Annotated in this window: 13 protein-coding genes and 2 pseudogenes; 7 read left to right on the top strand and 8 right to left on the bottom strand. The window is 42.4% G+C overall.

What is annotated here, in order from left to right; translation table 11 throughout:
- Positions 1 to 56: 56 nt before the first annotated feature.
- A pseudogene (locus ACKQAD_RS19715) lies at positions 57 to 748 on the bottom strand (tyrosine-type recombinase/integrase); the annotation flags it as partial.
- A gap of 387 nt (positions 749 to 1,135) precedes the next feature.
- Here ACKQAD_RS19715 and ACKQAD_RS19710 point away from each other — a divergent pair.
- Entirely contained in the window at positions 1,136 to 2,455 is a 1,320-nt protein-coding gene (locus ACKQAD_RS19710; protein ID WP_409161676.1) for a tyrosine-type recombinase/integrase, read from the top strand.
- 171 nt (positions 2,456 to 2,626) lie between these two features.
- On the opposite strand, the gene pilV is transcribed toward ACKQAD_RS19710, so the two are convergent.
- The 4 genes from pilV to ACKQAD_RS19690 all read right to left on the bottom strand — a co-directional run bounded on the left by pilV (position 2,627) and on the right by ACKQAD_RS19690 (position 5,896).
- A complete protein-coding gene (gene pilV, locus ACKQAD_RS19705) occupies positions 2,627 to 4,111 on the bottom strand; it encodes a shufflon system plasmid conjugative transfer pilus tip adhesin PilV (RefSeq protein ID WP_409161675.1) in 1,485 nt (494 codons plus the stop codon).
- A 243-nt stretch (positions 4,112 to 4,354) separates the two neighbouring features.
- Positions 4,355 to 4,702: a hypothetical protein gene (locus tag ACKQAD_RS19700; RefSeq protein ID WP_409161674.1), complete on the bottom strand. Its 348-nt coding sequence runs from the start codon at positions 4,700 to 4,702 to the stop codon at positions 4,355 to 4,357.
- Positions 4,699 to 5,157: a conjugal transfer protein TraD gene (traD, locus tag ACKQAD_RS19695; RefSeq protein ID WP_409161673.1), complete on the bottom strand. Its 459-nt coding sequence runs from the start codon at positions 5,155 to 5,157 to the stop codon at positions 4,699 to 4,701. The genes ACKQAD_RS19700 and traD overlap by 4 nt, the downstream gene beginning before the upstream one ends.
- Positions 5,158 to 5,341: 184 nt before the next feature.
- The gene (locus ACKQAD_RS19690) at positions 5,342 to 5,896 is read right to left on the bottom strand and encodes a hypothetical protein (protein WP_409161672.1); all 555 of its coding nucleotides are present in this window, start codon (positions 5,894 to 5,896) and stop codon (positions 5,342 to 5,344) included.
- 388 nt (positions 5,897 to 6,284) lie between these two features.
- On the opposite strand from ACKQAD_RS19690, the gene mobQ reads away from it, so the two are divergent.
- The 6 genes from mobQ (at position 6,285) to ACKQAD_RS19660 (ending at position 15,464) form a co-directional block, all read left to right on the top strand.
- Positions 6,285 to 7,721 carry a MobQ family relaxase gene (gene mobQ, locus ACKQAD_RS19685; RefSeq protein ID WP_409161671.1) on the top strand — a complete coding sequence of 479 codons (1,437 nt, stop codon included), beginning with the start codon at positions 6,285 to 6,287 and terminating at the stop codon, positions 7,719 to 7,721.
- 112 nt (positions 7,722 to 7,833) lie between these two features.
- Positions 7,834 to 9,381 (top strand): type I restriction-modification system subunit M, encoded by a 1,548-nt coding sequence (locus ACKQAD_RS19680; RefSeq protein WP_409161670.1) that lies wholly within the window; start codon positions 7,834 to 7,836, stop codon positions 9,379 to 9,381.
- Entirely contained in the window at positions 9,378 to 10,538 is a 1,161-nt protein-coding gene (locus tag ACKQAD_RS19675) for a restriction endonuclease subunit S (RefSeq protein WP_409161669.1), read from the top strand. Before ACKQAD_RS19680 ends, ACKQAD_RS19675 begins: the two co-directional genes overlap by 4 nt.
- 58 nt (positions 10,539 to 10,596) lie before the next feature.
- Positions 10,597 to 13,836 (top strand): type I restriction endonuclease subunit R, encoded by a 3,240-nt coding sequence (locus tag ACKQAD_RS19670; RefSeq protein ID WP_409161668.1) that lies wholly within the window; start codon positions 10,597 to 10,599, stop codon positions 13,834 to 13,836.
- Between the two features lie 52 nt (positions 13,837 to 13,888).
- Positions 13,889 to 14,482 carry an anti-phage protein KwaA gene (gene kwaA / locus ACKQAD_RS19665; protein WP_409161667.1) on the top strand — a complete coding sequence of 198 codons (594 nt, stop codon included), beginning with the start codon at positions 13,889 to 13,891 and terminating at the stop codon, positions 14,480 to 14,482.
- A 10-nt stretch (positions 14,483 to 14,492) separates the two neighbouring features.
- A complete protein-coding gene (locus tag ACKQAD_RS19660) occupies positions 14,493 to 15,464 on the top strand; it encodes a Kiwa anti-phage protein KwaB-like domain-containing protein (RefSeq protein ID WP_409161666.1) in 972 nt (323 codons plus the stop codon).
- 74 nt (positions 15,465 to 15,538) lie between these two features.
- Here the strand turns inward: ACKQAD_RS19660 and ACKQAD_RS19655 are convergent, their stop codons facing one another.
- From ACKQAD_RS19655 to ACKQAD_RS19645, 3 genes and pseudogenes are all read right to left on the bottom strand, one after another.
- Positions 15,539 to 16,114, bottom strand: a complete 576-nt coding sequence (locus ACKQAD_RS19655; RefSeq protein WP_409161665.1) for a hypothetical protein — start codon at positions 16,112 to 16,114, stop codon at positions 15,539 to 15,541.
- 90 nt (positions 16,115 to 16,204) lie between these two features.
- Positions 16,205 to 16,489: a hypothetical protein gene (locus ACKQAD_RS19650; protein WP_409161664.1), complete on the bottom strand. Its 285-nt coding sequence runs from the start codon at positions 16,487 to 16,489 to the stop codon at positions 16,205 to 16,207.
- A 631-nt stretch (positions 16,490 to 17,120) separates the two neighbouring features.
- Positions 17,121 to 17,475 (bottom strand): annotated as a pseudogene (locus ACKQAD_RS19645) (hypothetical protein); the annotation flags it as partial.

Raw genomic sequence — 17,475 nt, 5'->3', positions numbered from 1 at the left:
GCTGAAAACCCGGAAATCTCAAAAAGTGTGTGGAACTAAAACGGGTGCGCTTACACCGCCAGCACCATCAATTCACTACCGGAGTAGCCAGCAAGGGCTTTAAAGAAAGCGGGAAGCTCTTCGGTAGTCAGGAATGGGTAATGTGTAGACTCATGCCCTTGCATGGCACTGGTGAGATCTGGCGCGGGATTATACTCAGCTCTGCCTGTCACGATGGCGTAGCGAAACACTTCGCCGCAGCGTTGACGTACTTTCTTGGCTTTCTCAGTCGCGCCTCGGTCTTCCATCTTTTTCAGCACGTTTAGCAGTTCCAACGGCTTGATGTCTGCGATGGGGCGTTGACCAATGAACGGGAAGACGTCTTTGTTGAAGGCTTCAAGAATGTCAGAGGCATACCCTGCAGACCATTTCTTCACTTTCATGTTGTGCCATTCGAGCGCAATTTCTTGAAAGGTGTTTTTGACCTGCGCTTCACGCTCAACTTTTTGTTCTTTTTTAGCCTCCAAAGGATCGATACCCCCAGCGATACCCTTTCTAGCTTCATCACGTTTTGCTCTGGCATCAGCCAAGGACACATCGGGATATACCCCCAGCGCCAATAACTTTTCCTTTCCATCAATACGATACTTTAAACGCCAGTAGCGTGACCGTTGGTTTTAACCAATAAGTAGAGGCCACCACCATCAGCCATCTTGTAGGGTTTATCTTTGGGCTTGGCAGTCTCTACCTGTCTGGCATTGAGCTTCATTTGGGGGGCATCTCCTTTAGACCGAACACGATATGCCCCCACCGATGCCCCCAACTCACCGTAGATTTCTGTGAACGTGAGTAGACGAGCAGAGACAATAAGGGCCGTGAAACCGCATATTATAAGGGTTTAAAGGGTGTTTGAGTAGACTTAAGGAGACGTTAAAATAGATAGGATGGTGCCGATAATAGGAGTCGAACCTACGACCTTCGCATTACGAAAATAAAAAAGGTCAATTTCAGCATGTTTCACCACATCTCACACCACACCAATAAAAACATTAAAATCATATAGTTAAATTAAAATACCGTCTCATATTGTTCCATCAGATTTCACTCTATACAATGCTAAATAAGTACGCCAGTAAGTACGCGAGATGAGGTCAAAATGGGAACCATGATCACCCAAGACAGACAGGTAGCAAACCTGACGCCAGAAGAGGGCAAAACCCGTATTGTCGTCAGCGTTAAATCAAAAGCAGGTTCTGGTTTATCAATCGAATCCCGTTATGGGAGTCGAACGAAGAGCTGGCTGTACCGCCCTTACCTCAACGGGAAACAAATCAAAATCACCTTGGGTGCTTACCCAGCGATGACCTTGGCTCAGGCGCGGGAAGCGCATGCAGAGGCGGTAGAACTGGTTAAGCAAGGTATCGATCCACGCTATGCCCGAAAAGCGGAAAAACAACAAAATGAGCAAATGCCGATTTTTTCAAAATTGTGGGAAAGCTGGCTGGCATTCAGAGCAACAAGTAAACCCATTGGTGCACGCACACTGGCAGATTATCTGGGGACATATCGTCGCCATCTGGAAAAAGGATTAGGTGCTGTACGGGTCTGTGATTTATCCAGAGCCGTTATTTACGAACATCTGATCCGCGTAAGAAAAACCAGTGTTGAAGGTGTTCGCAAGGGGCTTATTCTTCTTAACATGACGCTTGACCACGCCGCGTTACAGGGATTGATCGACCATAATCCTGCTCGTTTGCTTAAACCTGCCATGTTTGGTGCCTCAATGGGTAAACCACGTGAACGGTGGCTACCACAAGACGAGTTGCAAATGTTATGGAAAGCACTGGACGAAGCTGGATTTGGTGGTGGTGCTATCGCCAGTGGAGGACGAGGTATCGCATCCAGCGTTATTCTTTCCCAAGCTATCGCCAATGCACTACGCATCATTATTCTGACGGGTGTACGCCGTTCAGAAGCGGTAAATATGCGTTGGGAACAAATTAATGGCGACCGCTGGACGATACCGGAAACCAAAAATGGTAAAAGCCATATTGTGACCCTGCACCCTCTTGCCCTATCCATACTGAAAACACAGCGCATTATTTCAGAAGGAGGTTGGGTATTCGAATCCCTCAGCAAACCGGGTTTTCCCGTCACGGGTGATGCCATAACTCGTGCACTTGAACGTTTAAGAACAAAGTATATGGCAGAAGCAGCCCCCTTCTCACCACACGATCTCCGTCGCAGCGTTGCAACTGGTTGTGCTGAGTATCTGGACGCACCTGAACGGTTGATTGAGCTACTGCTGAACCATGTTCCCAAGGATCGTTTGATCAGAACCTATCAAGTCGGCCAGCAAGCAGAGAAGCTACGGAATCTGTTTCTGAAATGGGGTGATTTTATTGAGTATGAGATCATTCAGTCCGGCAATGACGCCCCTGATAATGTTGTTGAGGTTAGTTTTGGCAGGAAATAGTTTTCTTTCAATCTCTTGAACAACATGATCTGACGCTGCGTTGGTAAACACAGGCGTTATTTATTTTATAATCTAACCGCTCACATATGAGTGGTTAGATATGTTAAGAGTACATATATAATCTATTAAGTTATTAGAACATATTAAATCACAGAAACGCATGTTTTTACATTAAAAGCAGACAGCTCTACACACCACAATGGAATATCCTGACGTTTGCTTTAACAACCAGTTTCCATCAGTATCCTGACTCAATGAACATTGCGTTCCACCACTCCTATCAGCAATAACTGGAATACTGACAGATCTCAATGCACAAAAATTATGCTGACCAAGATTTTGTCCCAACCATGCTGTATTACCGCCATCCGGAGAGTAATACACCTCTGACGTATTAAACGCATTTCTCCATATACCGTTCTGGCACGATAGAATTAGTCCTTCATTATTTTTACTCATTAAACCATTCGAAGCACAAGCCGTTCCCGCAACTGATGTGGACGTGGGCTGAAAATACTGCCCTGAAACCGTTCCCGAAGCAGTAATATTACCTGTCGCAGAAATAGCACCCGTAGTTTTACCATCATTTGACGCAGATAACGTCAGATCACCACGGATTCTCTGACTACCCCATACATCAAGCTTAACCGATGAGTTGTTATCACCATTAAGGGAGAGATAACCGTCACCCGCCCCGCCTGCCACGTTGATCAGCACCGCATTCTGATTACTGGAACCGCCCCCACCGATTTGAAGGCGGCTGCTATTGGTTTTAGCCGCTACATAGCTATCTGAATCCACGCCATTCTTAACGGTCAGATAGCTATTCATTGATACGTTTTTGCCAAAGGTGGAGAAGCCCGTCACCGTTAAATCTTCTGAAACGCTAACGTTCTTGGCAAAGCGTCCATAGGAACCATTGAATGAAACTGCGTTGACATCACCTGACGCGGTAATGTCTTTGGCGTTGTTAATGCTTTGACCTCCCATGTTCAGATCGCCCGTCATGGGTAATGTGCCATCACGACGCAGATAAACCGAGTACATAGCACTGTTATAACCAACACGATAGCCAAGCAGACCCACGTTGTTGATGCTGGAAAATCCCGATGTCGTTTCAGACCACAAACCGCTATAACCTGAGATCTGGTTAGTAAGTTTGCTCATGCCACTGTCAACACCCGCAGTCTGCATAGCTTTACCGAGCAGATCGTAACGAACTCTGTTTCCTTCTGTCCATGAGGTCTTCGTGGTGATTAATCCATTGATCACATAGTTTGGCGCTGTACCCTCTCGTTTCAATAAAATGGTATAGGCAGATTTATTCACGTTCACGCCAGTAAAAGAGGAAGGCAATAATCCTTCATTGATCAGCGTCTGGTAAGTGATGGTACAAACCGAACCCGAACATATTCTTGGGCCCGGATCTGTGCCTGTTCCTGCCGCTGCCGTCAACGTGGATAGTTTATCGTAGCGGATACTGATATAGCCATTAACCGCTTCCCCCACCTGTTTAAGCTGTTCTCCGGCTACTTTGGCTTGTATATTTTCCTGCTCTTGTTTCAGATCCTGAAACTTCATAAATGAAATAGCGGATGCCACACCTAACACCAGAATTAATTCAAGCAATGAGAATCCTTTTTTACTTTTAATCATTATTATCTCCTTTTATTTACCGTTCACTTCTGTAACTAACCTTTTATAAAAAAATTGTCAATAAAAAGGCCCCTTTAAAAAATGGGCTGAACGGTAAAATAATGATCACAACAATCCTGTCATAACACCTGTATATTTTATGTCAATGCAGAACATGAAATAAATTACTGCCGCACCCGGTGGGTTTGCCCAACCCTTCACAGCCAAAAACAAGTTTTAGTCTGCTCAGCGTTATATCAAAAGCTAAAACTGAACAGCCTTTACCTGATTCATAGTAGTGAAAGCTGCCTTATCTTTTTTACACTGTTCGAGCGCTCTGGACAGCTTTTCAAAAAAACGCTGATTTGAATATATCTGAGCAAGCTCTTTACCAGACATCGCTATTCTGTTTCCAATGTTTTTTCTGTAATTTTTAATAAAACTTTCAATATCAACTTTAAATTCATCATTGAAGATGTTTTCAAATTCAGATGTGGCGATTTCCGGATAACAATCCGAGAGAATGGAGAACAGAAAAAACGCCATATGGTCTGTTGCTGCCGCGATAACCTCATCATTGCTTTCTGTACCTTCCATTGTCAGTTCATTCATTGTTGTTTTTTCCCTGCCAGTTTCTTTTCAAGCATGGCGGAAAAAGTGTTATTAAGCTGCATTATTTTATCCTTTTCGGTATTTTTTATCATTGCATCAGGATGAGTAACATTTTCCGACTCTTGATGTATCTTAGTATCACTTTTTTCACGAGCAGTTTTTTTGATGGAATTTTTATTTTTTTGCTCTTTTCTCAGATTTTCATTTTCTCTGGCTCTGTTCCCGTTACTTAACCAGGTTTTTCGTTGTATTTCTGTCGAACTGGCGAAAGTCAGAAGAAAACCAACTAACACATCATGATCGATATCCAGCCCCAGATACTTTGCTACTTCACCACCTAATACGATTTTTCTGTGTGTTGTTTCTTTTCGTGTTAACGCTTTTTCTTTTGTCGTTAATCTGTTCAGTTCCTGCTGTGCTGACGCAAGTAGCTGCTGTAAATTTTTTCTTTCCATTAAATTCCTCCTGTAATATTAAATCCGATCACCAGGCACCACAAAACTGTATTGAGACCCAGCAATATCATTGTACTTTCATCCAACGTCCCCAAAACCATAAAGGGTTTGATCTTCATATAGCTTTCCTTATTCAGTAATCCATTTATCAGTAAAACAAAGGGATATATCTTTTTGTTTTGTATTATCGTTTAGTGGCAGCAACCAGTACATTCAGGCGACTTTTTATCGCTTCATATTGCTGTCCGGCATTAATCACGCCGTTGAAGCAATCATAGAGCATTGATCTTTCATGCTGCTGCATACTGAACCACCCGCCTTTCCTGTCTGCCTGCCTTCCACCTGATGCAAAGGACGATAAAATCACCTCTCGTTTAACCGAAAGGCCAAATAACTGCCTGATGACTTCTCTGGCGGTAGCATATGTACTGTCGATGCTGAAATAATGCAGGAAAAGCCCCGTTACGATGATAATCAGCTCCTGCATGATGCTTCTTTTGAGGGAAGAGACAGCATTACCATACCGCCCAGACAGGGTTCTGAAACGGGTTTGCTCGCTGGCTTCCAGCAGTTGAGGTTCATATTCGCTACGGATAGCAGTAAAAGCTTCTTTAACGGTGTCTTCTTTTAATCTGATGCGCATACTTTCGTTGTTGTCGCTGTAATCAATCAGAAACCATTTTGTTTCCAGATCGCAATCTCCATTCTCATTATTAATGACATTTATTATTTTATTCATTTTTACCTCTATTGTTGTTTTAATCTGAATAAAACAATTATCACATCTTTTTTATTTGGCAAATTTTACAAACATTAAATACCGAGTTATATTATTAATATAAGAAAAAAGAAAAACATCCCACATTGATTTATATTCCTTTACCCCAAGCTTACGCGCCTCTTCTTTCGGCGCTTATATCCAGAGAAAAACTTGACCATTGTTTTATTTTGATTCGGCACAAGCTGAATAAAAAATAAATACAATGCCCACTTATACATTGCTTCGCAACGTGTGGGCCTGGCGGGGGCCTTAGAGTCAAACCCATAGTTTTTCTTGCGAAAAACTAAAAGCAGCAAAGGTCAACACCTTTAAAACAGATTAAAACCAACAGGAGTATTTTTGTAGTATGGCAATGTTTCATTTATCGTTTAGCATGCTCAAAAGATCCGCAGGAAAATCGTCCTGCTATCTTGCCGCATATAACGCAAGAGAAAGAATAGAAGACATGAGAACGGGAGACGTGTACGATTATTCATATCGTTCTGACCTGTTCCACCATTGTATTCTTGCACCAGAACACACACCTTTTAATATTATTGAAAACTCTGCTGTGTTGTGGAATGAAATTGAAAAAATAGAAAAACGTAAAGATGCACAGTTATCACGTTATTTTGATATCGCTATTCCTGTTGAACTGGATAACGATGCCAAAATCGCGTTAGTGAAAAACTACTGTAAACGCAATTTTGTCAGCAAAGGCATGATTGCCGATATCTCTTTCCATGACCTTGACGGTCATAATCCCCATGCTCACGTTATGCTGACGCTACGCGAGATAACACCACAAGGTTTCGGCAACAAGAACAGAAGCTGGAACGAGCATGATTTAATGGACGAGTGGCGTGCATCATGGTCCAGAATGTCTAACCGTGCACTGGAACGTACTGGTTCTGTGAATCGTATAGATCACCGTTCCCTTGCTGTACAGCGTGAAGAAGCCATTGCTCTGGCTAAAACAGCGCAGGAAACAGGAAGACAGGATATCGCAAACGAACAACTGGCTAAGGCCATTGAGCTTGATCGCCCTGCGCTTACCAGGATAGACCGTAAATCATGGCATACCAAAAGAGCCAAAACCCTACGTGCCGCAGAGCAGGCGCAAGCAGCGCAGACGAAACAAGCTGCTAAAGATTTCAGGCAGTTGTTTAACAGTGATGTGAGCCATCTCATTACCGTCAACCTCAACACTTTCCGTATTGAACGTCTGAAAGCAAAACCAGCGCCACAGCACCCGATGCAACGTTCACCAGAAGCGGCTCGTCAGCCTATGCTGGTTATTCCGGAAAGGAAGCGCCGCTTTAAGCCTGCCGAGGTGAAGCCAAAAGATATGTCCCTTTACTATGGTGTTGCGCCAAAAACAGAAAAACCAACGCTATTAAGGAGTAAGCGTAAGATCAATTTACACAAGCTATATGATTTTATTAAAAGTTTTATGAGTGTGTTGGTTAAGCACCCTGTTCAGAAAGCCGTACCAGAATCCACTACCGCAGCCACGCCAGCCATTATCGATCCGCTTGATGAGGTTATGATTGACCCTGTTACGAAATTGAAGATCACCCGCAGGCAGTGGGAGGCTATGGGCACGACCAATAAATCAGCAGAAGTTTCCGTACCCCCGGACGCTAACTACAACCACGAGCCGGAGAAAAAACAAGAGCCAGACAAAACAAGCCGAGCAGTGACCTTTCCACCCTTACCAAAGGAAAAGAAAGTTGCTACAAAATCAAAAAGTTTCACGCTGCCTAAGCTTCTCTTTGGTTCTAGCAAGCGCAAAGATGAATGATTTTCAATCAAAACAATCAATTCTGAGTGATTAATAATCCTTTGATAAGCTCGTAACAACAGGAACTTTAAGGCAAAATAGGTCAATCGTCCGTATCTGGAAAATGACCGTAATGGCTAGAAAACCCAAAGAAATCAAAGCAGACCCGTTAGAGGTCATCCTGTGGAAAGCGGCTGACAAGCTACGTAAAAACATTGATGCTGCCGAGTACAAGCATGTCGTACTGGGCCTGATTTTTCTCAAATACATTTCAGATTCTTTTGAATCTCATTACGAATTGCTAAAAGAAGGGAAAGGTGAATACGCAGGAGCGGAACCGGAAGACAAAGACGAATACACCGCCTATAACGTGTTCTTTGTTCCTGAACTGGCACGATGGAGTTACCTGATATCTAAGGCCAAGCTACCCGAAATCGGTAAGTTGGTAGACGATGCGATGGAACTTATCGAAGCGGGTAACCCACAGCTAAAAGGCGTGTTGCCGAAAGTCTATGCCCGTCAAAATCTTGATGCCACTGTTCTTGGTGAACTGATAGATCTGATTGGCAACATTGCTTTGGGAGATGCCAAAGCGCGTTCTGCTGACGTTTTAGGCCACGTATTCGAATACTTCCTTGGTGAGTTCGCACTGGCAGAAGGCAAACAAGGCGGTCAGTTCTATACGCCTAAATCCATTGTAAGTCTGCTGGTTAATATGCTGGAACCCTATAAAGGTCGTGTCTTTGATCCCTGCTGTGGTTCCGGAGGTATGTTCGTTCAGTCAGAGAAATTCGTTGAAGCCCATCAGGGAAATATTGACGATATTTCGATTTACGGTCAGGAATCCAACCAGACTACATGGCGTCTGGCAAAAATGAACCTTGCGATCCGTGGCATCAACTCAGAACACGTCCGGTGGAACAATGAAGGTTCTTTCCTTAACGACGCTCATAAAGATTTAAAATCTGATTTTATCATTGCGAATCCACCATTTAACGTATCCGACTGGTCAGGTGAACTGCTGCGTAAAGACGCTCGCTGGCAATATGGTGCTCCTCCTGCTGGCAACGCTAACTTTGCCTGGATGCAACATTTCCTGTATCACCTTTCACCAAAAGGTCAGGCTGGCGTTGTGCTGGCAAAAGGGGCTTTGACCTCTAAAAGTTCGGGTGAAGGTGATATCCGTGCAGCACTGGTTAAAGATGCCAATGTTATTGACTGTATCGTTAACTTACCCGCAAAACTGTTCCTGAATACTCAGATCCCGGCGGCGTTATGGTTTATGCGTCGTGATCGTACAAACAGCAATCAGTATCGTGATCGCAGCAAAGAAATTCTGTTTATTGATGCCCGTAATCTTGGTCATTTGATCAACCGCCGTACCAAAATACTTTCCGACGAGGATATCAAGACCATCGCCGATACCTATCATAACTGGCGTAACAAAGGTGGCGACTATGAAGACGTCGCGGGTTTCTGTGCTTCTGTCGATATCAATGAAGTCGCTAAACTTGATTATGTGCTGACACCAGGCCGTTATGTGGGTCTTGCTGACGAAGAAGACGATTTCGACTTCAAAGAACGTTTTACGGCACTTAAAGCGGAGTTTGAAGCGCAACTGGAAGAAGAAACACGTCTCAATAAAGCTATCGCTGATAATCTGGCGAAGGTGGTGTTATGAGTGATTGGAAAAAAGGTAGGCTTGATAAATTTTTCACGCTGAAACGTGGATATGATCTACCAAAACAGAATAGAAATTCTGGCAATATACCTATTGTATCGTCATCAGGAGTTACTGATTACCATAATATAGCACAAATAGAAGAGTCAGGTGTAATAACAGGCCGATATGGAACTATTGGAGAAGTCTTTTATAGTAAAGTTCCTTTCTGGCCGTTAAACACAACATTATATGTAAATGATTTTAAATCGAATGATAAGAAGTTCGTTTATTATCTTTTAAAAACATTAAACTGGTCACAATTCAACGATAAAAGTGCAGTCCCTGGTGTCAATAGAAACCATGTACATGAGCTAGAAATCAGTTTCCCAGACATTTGTGAACAAAAATCTATCGCCTCTGTGCTGTCCTCTCTTGATGACAAAATAGACCTACTTCATCGACAGAATAAAACGCTGGAATCTATGGCTGAAACCCTGTTTAGGCAGTGGTTTATTGAAGAATCGCAGGCAGACTGGGAAACAACGACACTGGATTGTCATATTACAGTAGCCAAGGGGTTAAGTTATAAGGGGTCTGGTCTTACAACCTCAGATAATGGCATTCCACTTTTTAATTTGAACTCAGTACTTGAGGGCGGTGGTTATAAGAGTACAGGTATAAAATATTACAATGGTGATTTTAAAGAAAGACATATTATAAAATCTGGAGATATCATTGTAGCCAATACTGAACAAGGTCATGAATATCGACTCATCGGTTATCCTGCTATAATTCCGACAACTAAAAGTGAATTGTCAATCTATACGCACCATTTATTCAAAATTAATATCAATGACGATAGTTACTTAACTAATGCCTTTATGTACTACTTACTTTGCTCCAAAGATATGCATGAGCAAGTTGTTGCTGCAACAAACGGTTCAACTGTAAATCAGCTGTCGGCTGATGGATTACAACGCCCAGAATTTAAACTCCCCCTGGAGTATAAGGTGAAAGAGTTCACGACACAGATTGCTTCCTTCTGGAAAAAAATAAGTATAAACAACTTACAAATTAAAAACATAGAATCTCTCCGAGACACTCTTCTCCCTAAACTAATGAGTGGTGAAGTAAGGGTTCAGTATGCAGAAGAAGCAATCGCGTCAGTAGCATAAAATAATTAAGCGGGTGCACAACCCGCTCTCTGGTTAAGCAGCAATAAGGACAGTACGCATGGCAAAGATGACCGAATCCGATATTGAAGTAATGGCGATTGAATACCTGCAAGGGCTGGGCTATGAGTATGTTTACGGCCCGGACATTGAACCCAGTGGCATCAATCCGTTACGTAGCTATCAGCAGGTTATCCTTGAAGATAAAGTGCGTACTGCCCTGCAACGACTGAATCCTCACCTTAGTGAACAGAAGTGTGAGGAAGCCCTGAAACAGGTGATGCAGATCAGCACACCTGACCTGATGGCAAACAATCTGGCCTTTCATCGCCTTTTGACCGAAGGTATCAATATCGAAGTCAGCAAGGATGGGAATACGCAAGGTGAACTGGCCTGCCTGATCGACTTTAACGATCCCACTAATAATGAATTTCTGGTCATTAATCAGCTCACCATCAAAGAAGGCAATCATACCCGCCGACCGGACCTTATTTTATTCATCAACGGTCTGCCATTAGTCATTATCGAACTTAAAAATGCCGCTGACGAAAATGCTACGGTATCAGGCGCTTATAACCAGATTAAAACCTATCAGAACCAAATCGCCGGCTTGTTTACCTACAATGCCTTTAATGTGGTTTCTGACGGACTGGAAGCCAAAGCGGGGACAGTTTCGGCTGAGTTCAGTCGTTATATGACTTGGAAAACCGCTAACGGTAAAACGCAAGCCACCAGTACCCAGCCACAGCTTGAAGTTTTATTACAGGGGTTGCTTAATCCTGTAACGCTGCTGGATATGATCCGCCACTTTATCGTGTTTGAAGCCAGCAAACATGAAGACAGCAAAGGGATTATCAGTATCCGTACTGTTAAAAAAATGGCGGCTTATCATCAGTATTACGCGGTCAATGCAGCGGTACTTTCCACTATTCGTGCCTCGGCGGTGAATGCGGACTCCCCCTCTGCCGAAGTAGCAGTACGCCAACAGGGACGTAACAGTAACGATCTTGTTAATGCGCAAAAAACCGGAGATCGCAAAGCGGGCGTAGTCTGGCATACCCAGGGTTCCGGTAAATCGCTTTCGATGGTGTTTTATACCGGGAAGATTGTGCTGGCGCTGGATAATCCGACTGTGGTGGTGATTACTGACCGTAACGACCTGGATGATCAGCTATTCGGTACGTTCTCTTCCGCGACCCAGCTACTTCGTCAGACACCGAAACAGGCCGACAACCGAGAAGAACTCAAAGAATATTTGCGCGTCGCGTCTGGTGGTGTGGTGTTTACCACTATTCAAAAATTCCAGCCTGATGATGGCAGTAATATCTATGAGTTACTGTCCGACAGAACCAATATTGTCGTTATCGCTGATGAAGCCCACCGCTCACAGTACGGTTTCAGCGCCAAAGAAGTTGACGTGAAAGACAGCGAAGGCAACGTAACAGGTAAGCGCACCGTTTATGGCTTTGCCAAATATATGCGTGATGCCTTACCCAACGCGACCTATCTGGGCTTTACTGGAACGCCCATAGAAAAAACGGACGTTAACACGCCTGCTGTTTTCGGTAACTACGTTGATATCTACGATATTTCGCAGGCCGTTGAAGACGGTGCAACCGTGCGTATTTTCTATGAAAGCCGTCTGGCGAAAATTGCCATCAGTGAAGAAGGCCGACAGCTTATCGAAGAGTTTGATGATGAGTTTAATGAAGACGAGCTGACGCTTACCCAGAAAGAACGTTCTAAATGGGCCAGAATCGAAGGGCTGATTGGCAGTTCAAAACGCATTAAAGCCATTGCAGCGGATATGGTTCTGCACTTTGAACAACGTTTAAAGTCCAATGCCGATCATGGCAAGGGCATGATTGTTACCATGTCCCGTCGTATTGCCGCTGAATTGTATAAGGAAATCGTCGCACTTAAACCCGAATGGCATAGTGATGATTTAAATGACGGCGTAATAAAAGTCGTCATGACGTCTTCTGCTGCTGACGGGCCAGAAATCGCTAAACACCACACCACAAAAAAAGAACGACAGGTTCTGGCTAACCGAATGAAAGACGATGGCGACAAGCTGAAACTGGTGATAGTGCGTGATATGTGGTTAACAGGCTTTGACGCTCCCAGCATGCATACCCTGTATATCGACAAACCGATGAAGGGTCATAACCTGATGCAGGCCATTGCCCGTGTCAACCGCGTGTACAAGGACAAAATCGGTGGTCTGGTGGTTGACTATCTCGGTATTGCTTCTGATTTAAAAGAAGCCTTGTCGTTCTACTCCGATGCCGGAGGACGTGGAGATCCTGCTGAGGTTCAGGAAGAAGCCGTTACGCTCATGCAGGAAAAGCTGGAAATCCTGGAAGGCATGATGCATGGCTACGATTACAAAGCCTACTTTACGGCAACGACTTCACAGCGACTGACGATCATCCTTGAATCAGAAAACCACATTTTAGGGCTGGATAACGGCAAAGGGAAAATGCGTTTCCTTGCCGCTGTTGCTGCTATGTCTCAGGCATTTGCACTGGCTACGCCACATGATAAAGCAATGGAAGCAGCACCCGAAGTCGCATTCTTCCAGGCAGTGAAGGCTCGTCTGAATAAATTTACTGAAAACCCGGACGGCTCAGAAGAAGAACACAATGATAGCCTCGAAGTGCGGGTAAAGCAGACTATCGATCAGGCTCTGGTTACGGATAAAGTCGTCGATATCTTTGACGCAGCGGGAATACAAAAGCCGGATATCTCTGTACTCTCCGATGAATTCCTTCAGGAAATGAAGGATTATCAGCACAGAAATATTGCTCTGGAAACGCTTAAAAAGCTGCTCTCTGACGAGATCAAGGTTCGCTCAAACCAAAGTTTTACTCAGGGTAAAAAACTGATCGATATGCTGACCTCTGCAATCAACGGCTACCAGAACAAGGTACTGACCGCTGCGGAAGTGATCGATGAACTGATCAAGCTTGCTAAAACCATACAGGAATCTGACAGCCTTGCCAGCCAGTTAAACCTCAGCCCCTACGAATATGCCTTCTATTCTGCGGTTGCAGATAACGACAGTGCACGTGAGTTAATGGAAAAGGAAAAGCTGCGTGAATTGGCGGTCGTACTGACGGAGGCGATCCGCAACAATGTCAGTCTGGACTGGACAGTTAAAGAAGCGGCAAGAGCGAAAATTCGCGTGGTGGTAAAACGTCTGCTGAAAAAATATGGTTATCCGCCTGATATGTCATTGCTCGCCACAGAGACTGTTTTAAAACAAGCTGAGTTGTTGGCAGGAGAACTAGGAAAATGATTTCCTTAGTTTTTCTATTTACAAACTATTTTAAGTTGTACAGGAGAAGCTGATGGATAGCAGACCATATCTTAAAACAGTGCTATATATACTATCACTGTGGCTTCTATTTTTATCATTATTAATTATGTCTTTCGATAAGGTTTTGATAAAAAATCTGTGGGATTATGTTTTCACTGAAAATTTTACTTTTCCGATTTCGTCATTGAGAGTGAGAAATATCGTTTTCATAGTTAGTTTGGTTTTCATCTTTATCGGTGCAATTATTTTAATAATTCTTGCAAATAGTTTTGGTTCGGGCTGGTCTGTTGCATGTACTGTATCAGACATTAGCAATGAAAATCATGAGCATTTAGAGTTTTTAACCACTTATATAATGCCCTTAGTTTTTACTGATGTCGACAGTAAGCGAACTGTATTAAATTTAGGATTGATGATATTTGTTATCGGCGCGATATACGTAAAAACAAATAGGTTTTATTCAAATCCATCACTTGCAATACTCGGATTCAGAATATACAAAGCTAATGTTCATGATAGAGGTGTTAAAAAATGCACAATTATATGCCGTGGTGTTCTAAAAAACACAGATAGTATAAAGTATATAAAAATCGACGATGAAACTTATTTGGCTAAAATAATATAGAGATCACAATATGTTCACTGACATTGAAAATATTTTACAATCACAGAAAATCTCTGGTGAAGCTTTTTTTGTTGCTGATACTCAAGGTGTTGTAGATATATTTAAAGTTAATCTTGAACCTAATGCCGAAGTAGATCTGACCACTTCATTTTCCAAAAGTATAATGGATAATGTCATTGAACCTAACAGAGGTAAGGCAGTAATCCCACTTGTGTCAACATTACTGGAACGAGACAAACAAGTTTTCGAATATGACCATTTAGCAATCAATCACCTCCCTATTGAATTTACGAAGATGAACGATGTGCTAAATTTCGGAGTCAATGGTAATGCAACACAGTTTGATTTCACTACACAAAGCCTTACATCGGTAAAAGGCGTAATTTACCATATTTGTGATGGCAATGGGAACAGTGTAGTAATTTACCAACACAAATACCCTGTTTCACTACATAAGAAAACAAAAAAATCTTTTTTTAGTTTAAATGGCAGAACCTTAGATAAAATAACTCATGATAGTATTGATATAAATGACACTATTGACTTTTTCTTCTTCCAGAATAAATATTACGCATTAAATATTAAATTACTTGAAAGAATGTATGGATTAGAGAGTGTGATAGATAATCTTGCAAACAACTCAACGCCATTGATAATCAGTCTTGGAATTGTTAACACACAAGGTATGCCAGCACCGCTAGATATTTTCAAGGATATGTATAAAGACAGGGCATTTATGCGTAGACTTGCTATGGTCTCGAAAGGAAGCTTAGTACAAACGGGGGTATCAATTCCTCAAATACAACAAGTAATGCAGCAATTCCCTGTTTTTCAAAGAAATATTGATCTGACAGGAGGCTTAGTGAACCTTAACACGAAAGATCAAAAAAGATATTTTATCCGACTACTTAATAATGAAGCTTCTTTTGCTGCCCTCGACAACTCGCCCTTCCTTGCTGTTGAGAAGGATTCTGCTGCCTAATTTGAGAAACGACATTAAGAGAAGCATCCTCAAACTGCATAGTTTAAGAGGATGCATTTCAATGAAATAAATATTTATCGTATTACTCCCTTTTCCATTTTAACCATCTTCCATGCCATGTTGCCATTGTTATGGGTGTTGAAAGTCCGATCTCCGATATCATAGACCACACCAGTAATATTCACTTTCTGACCTTTTTTGTATTTCAGAATATCATCATCTTGACCAGCATTGTAAGTCAACAGTACAGCCCCACCGCAATATTTCGTATCAGCCGTCTGGAAGATAATAGCGTAGGTTTTATGGTCTCGCTGCGCACCAAGGTACTTCATGGTGTCGTAGGCTTCCTGTGCTTCCAGAACCGTGGCATTGCTGATGCTGATCTTCTTGCCAATCCAGTTCTTTTTACCTGCCATAGCGTTTGCTTCATAATCACGGCAAATAACGCCTAAACCACTGACGGTGTTCACCGAGATATTATCAGAGGCCAGTGTAGTACTTTTGCTGTTCGATGGGCTTAAAGCCCCGTTCAGAGAAGATAAGGAAGCGTTGATCGTATCCCCTACTTTCCCTGTTGCTTCGTTTAACTGCTGGCAACCCGTTAACGCCAGCAGAACGGGAACACATAATGCTGTGATTGTTCTTTTCATTGTTACTCGCCTGATTATTGTTTTAAAAAAAGCTCACGCCCTAGAAGCAGTGAGCCATTTAAATGATTGTTCTCCCTAGTGCTGGCGTACTTACCGGGCCGTTGGCCTGATCCAGCTAATCTTGTTTCTGTTCTTTATTTTTAAAATCAGTATCGGGCCAAGCATCATCGCCAGAAGAACAATAACCATTAATGGTGTTGAATGCGTTGCGAAAGCGACAACGAAGGCAGTGGGAATGCCAAGGATTGTTCCAACTACGGCTAAAAACTTCATCGTTTGCTGACTGACGTAGCCTTTTACTTCTTCCGCGCCACAACCACGACAAACGGAAACGCCCTGCTGGACTTCTGTTCTGCAAAACGGGCATTCAGACATGATTTTCACCTTAAAGATAGGATGTAACCAATTGATATAATTGATCTACAACTGACAGGGTGTCATATCGTTTGTAACGATCAAAAATGGATTTGTGATAGATATTAACTATTATAAGTTATTTATCGATCGTTTTAATCAATTAAAACACCGATCGATTTAGGCGCATTTGATAGCATAAATCTATCATTATCTATATATTGATCGATAGTACAGATCATTTATTCAAATGATTTTCAACGGTTTGCAGGAACTAGCAGAGCGGAAATGTTGATATTGTGTTTAAATATTATACGGATACATTTGAAATGACATGATACGTGAACATAATCGCCTGTTGTCGGCTTAACTTTGACCAGCAGGAAGCAGCTTTTTGTCTGCAACACTCAGAATCGGCTCTTCTGAGGTGTTCAGCAGAGTATGCAGCCCACCACCTGTGCGGAATGTCCGAAATCTACTTTCTTAACCATTTCATTCGCCACTTCATTATTGTGATTCACATGAAATGGACTGTCGTAAAACTTTAATACTATATATCCCTCATTATTAATTCATTGCCATATCTTTTGATAGCAGTCAAACGCTCTACAAGCCATTTTAAGCCTTTTACTATTGCACCGAAGGGATAATATTAAGCCTGCTGCTTTAATCCCTCTATGGCGTGTTTTTTCGTCTTTATAACATGAGATTTCGATTCTGTCAGAATATAAGATTTTACAAAAGACAAACGATCACCATTAAAAATATAATCAGGATTAATAAAATATGAATTCTGTACTGTCGTTTCAGCAATAAAACCTTTGTTAGCAAGTTCTTTCATGCCTCGATAGTATGTTGATTCCGAGATCTTAACTATTTCTTGATCTATAAGCTCATATGCAAGAAAAACTCTGTCCGTATCCTTAAAATCCTGTACTGTTCTGTATAGAATTGGCTTTGTTGAATAAATCAGGTTTGGGGTAAACATCCTTGCAACGAGTTGTTGC

Origin of the sequence: Pectobacterium artocarpous, from assembly GCF_046159765.1 — a bacterium.
Classification (GTDB): Bacteria; Pseudomonadota; Gammaproteobacteria; order Enterobacterales; family Enterobacteriaceae; genus Pectobacterium.
This window is presented reverse-complemented; position numbering and strand designations above follow the sequence as displayed.

Bases quoted from the DNA above. Each gene is read 5' to 3' on its own strand.
- ACKQAD_RS19710 (WP_409161676.1), top strand. From the start codon at position 1,136: ATGGGAACCATGATCACCCAAGACAGACAGGTAGCAAACCTGACGCCA.
- pilV (WP_409161675.1), bottom strand. From the start codon at position 4,111: ATGATTAAAAGTAAAAAAGGATTCTCATTGCTTGAATTAATTCTGGTG.
- ACKQAD_RS19700 (WP_409161674.1), bottom strand. From the start codon at position 4,702: ATGAATGAACTGACAATGGAAGGTACAGAAAGCAATGATGAGGTTATC.
- traD (WP_409161673.1), bottom strand. From the start codon at position 5,157: ATGGAAAGAAAAAATTTACAGCAGCTACTTGCGTCAGCACAGCAGGAA.
- ACKQAD_RS19690 (WP_409161672.1), bottom strand. From the start codon at position 5,896: ATGAATAAAATAATAAATGTCATTAATAATGAGAATGGAGATTGCGAT.
- mobQ (WP_409161671.1), top strand. From the start codon at position 6,285: ATGGCAATGTTTCATTTATCGTTTAGCATGCTCAAAAGATCCGCAGGA.
- ACKQAD_RS19680 (WP_409161670.1), top strand. From the start codon at position 7,834: ATGGCTAGAAAACCCAAAGAAATCAAAGCAGACCCGTTAGAGGTCATC.
- ACKQAD_RS19675 (WP_409161669.1), top strand. From the start codon at position 9,378: ATGAGTGATTGGAAAAAAGGTAGGCTTGATAAATTTTTCACGCTGAAA.
- ACKQAD_RS19670 (WP_409161668.1), top strand. From the start codon at position 10,597: ATGGCAAAGATGACCGAATCCGATATTGAAGTAATGGCGATTGAATAC.
- kwaA (WP_409161667.1), top strand. From the start codon at position 13,889: ATGGATAGCAGACCATATCTTAAAACAGTGCTATATATACTATCACTG.
- ACKQAD_RS19660 (WP_409161666.1), top strand. From the start codon at position 14,493: ATGTTCACTGACATTGAAAATATTTTACAATCACAGAAAATCTCTGGT.
- ACKQAD_RS19655 (WP_409161665.1), bottom strand. From the start codon at position 16,114: ATGAAAAGAACAATCACAGCATTATGTGTTCCCGTTCTGCTGGCGTTA.
- ACKQAD_RS19650 (WP_409161664.1), bottom strand. From the start codon at position 16,489: ATGTCTGAATGCCCGTTTTGCAGAACAGAAGTCCAGCAGGGCGTTTCC.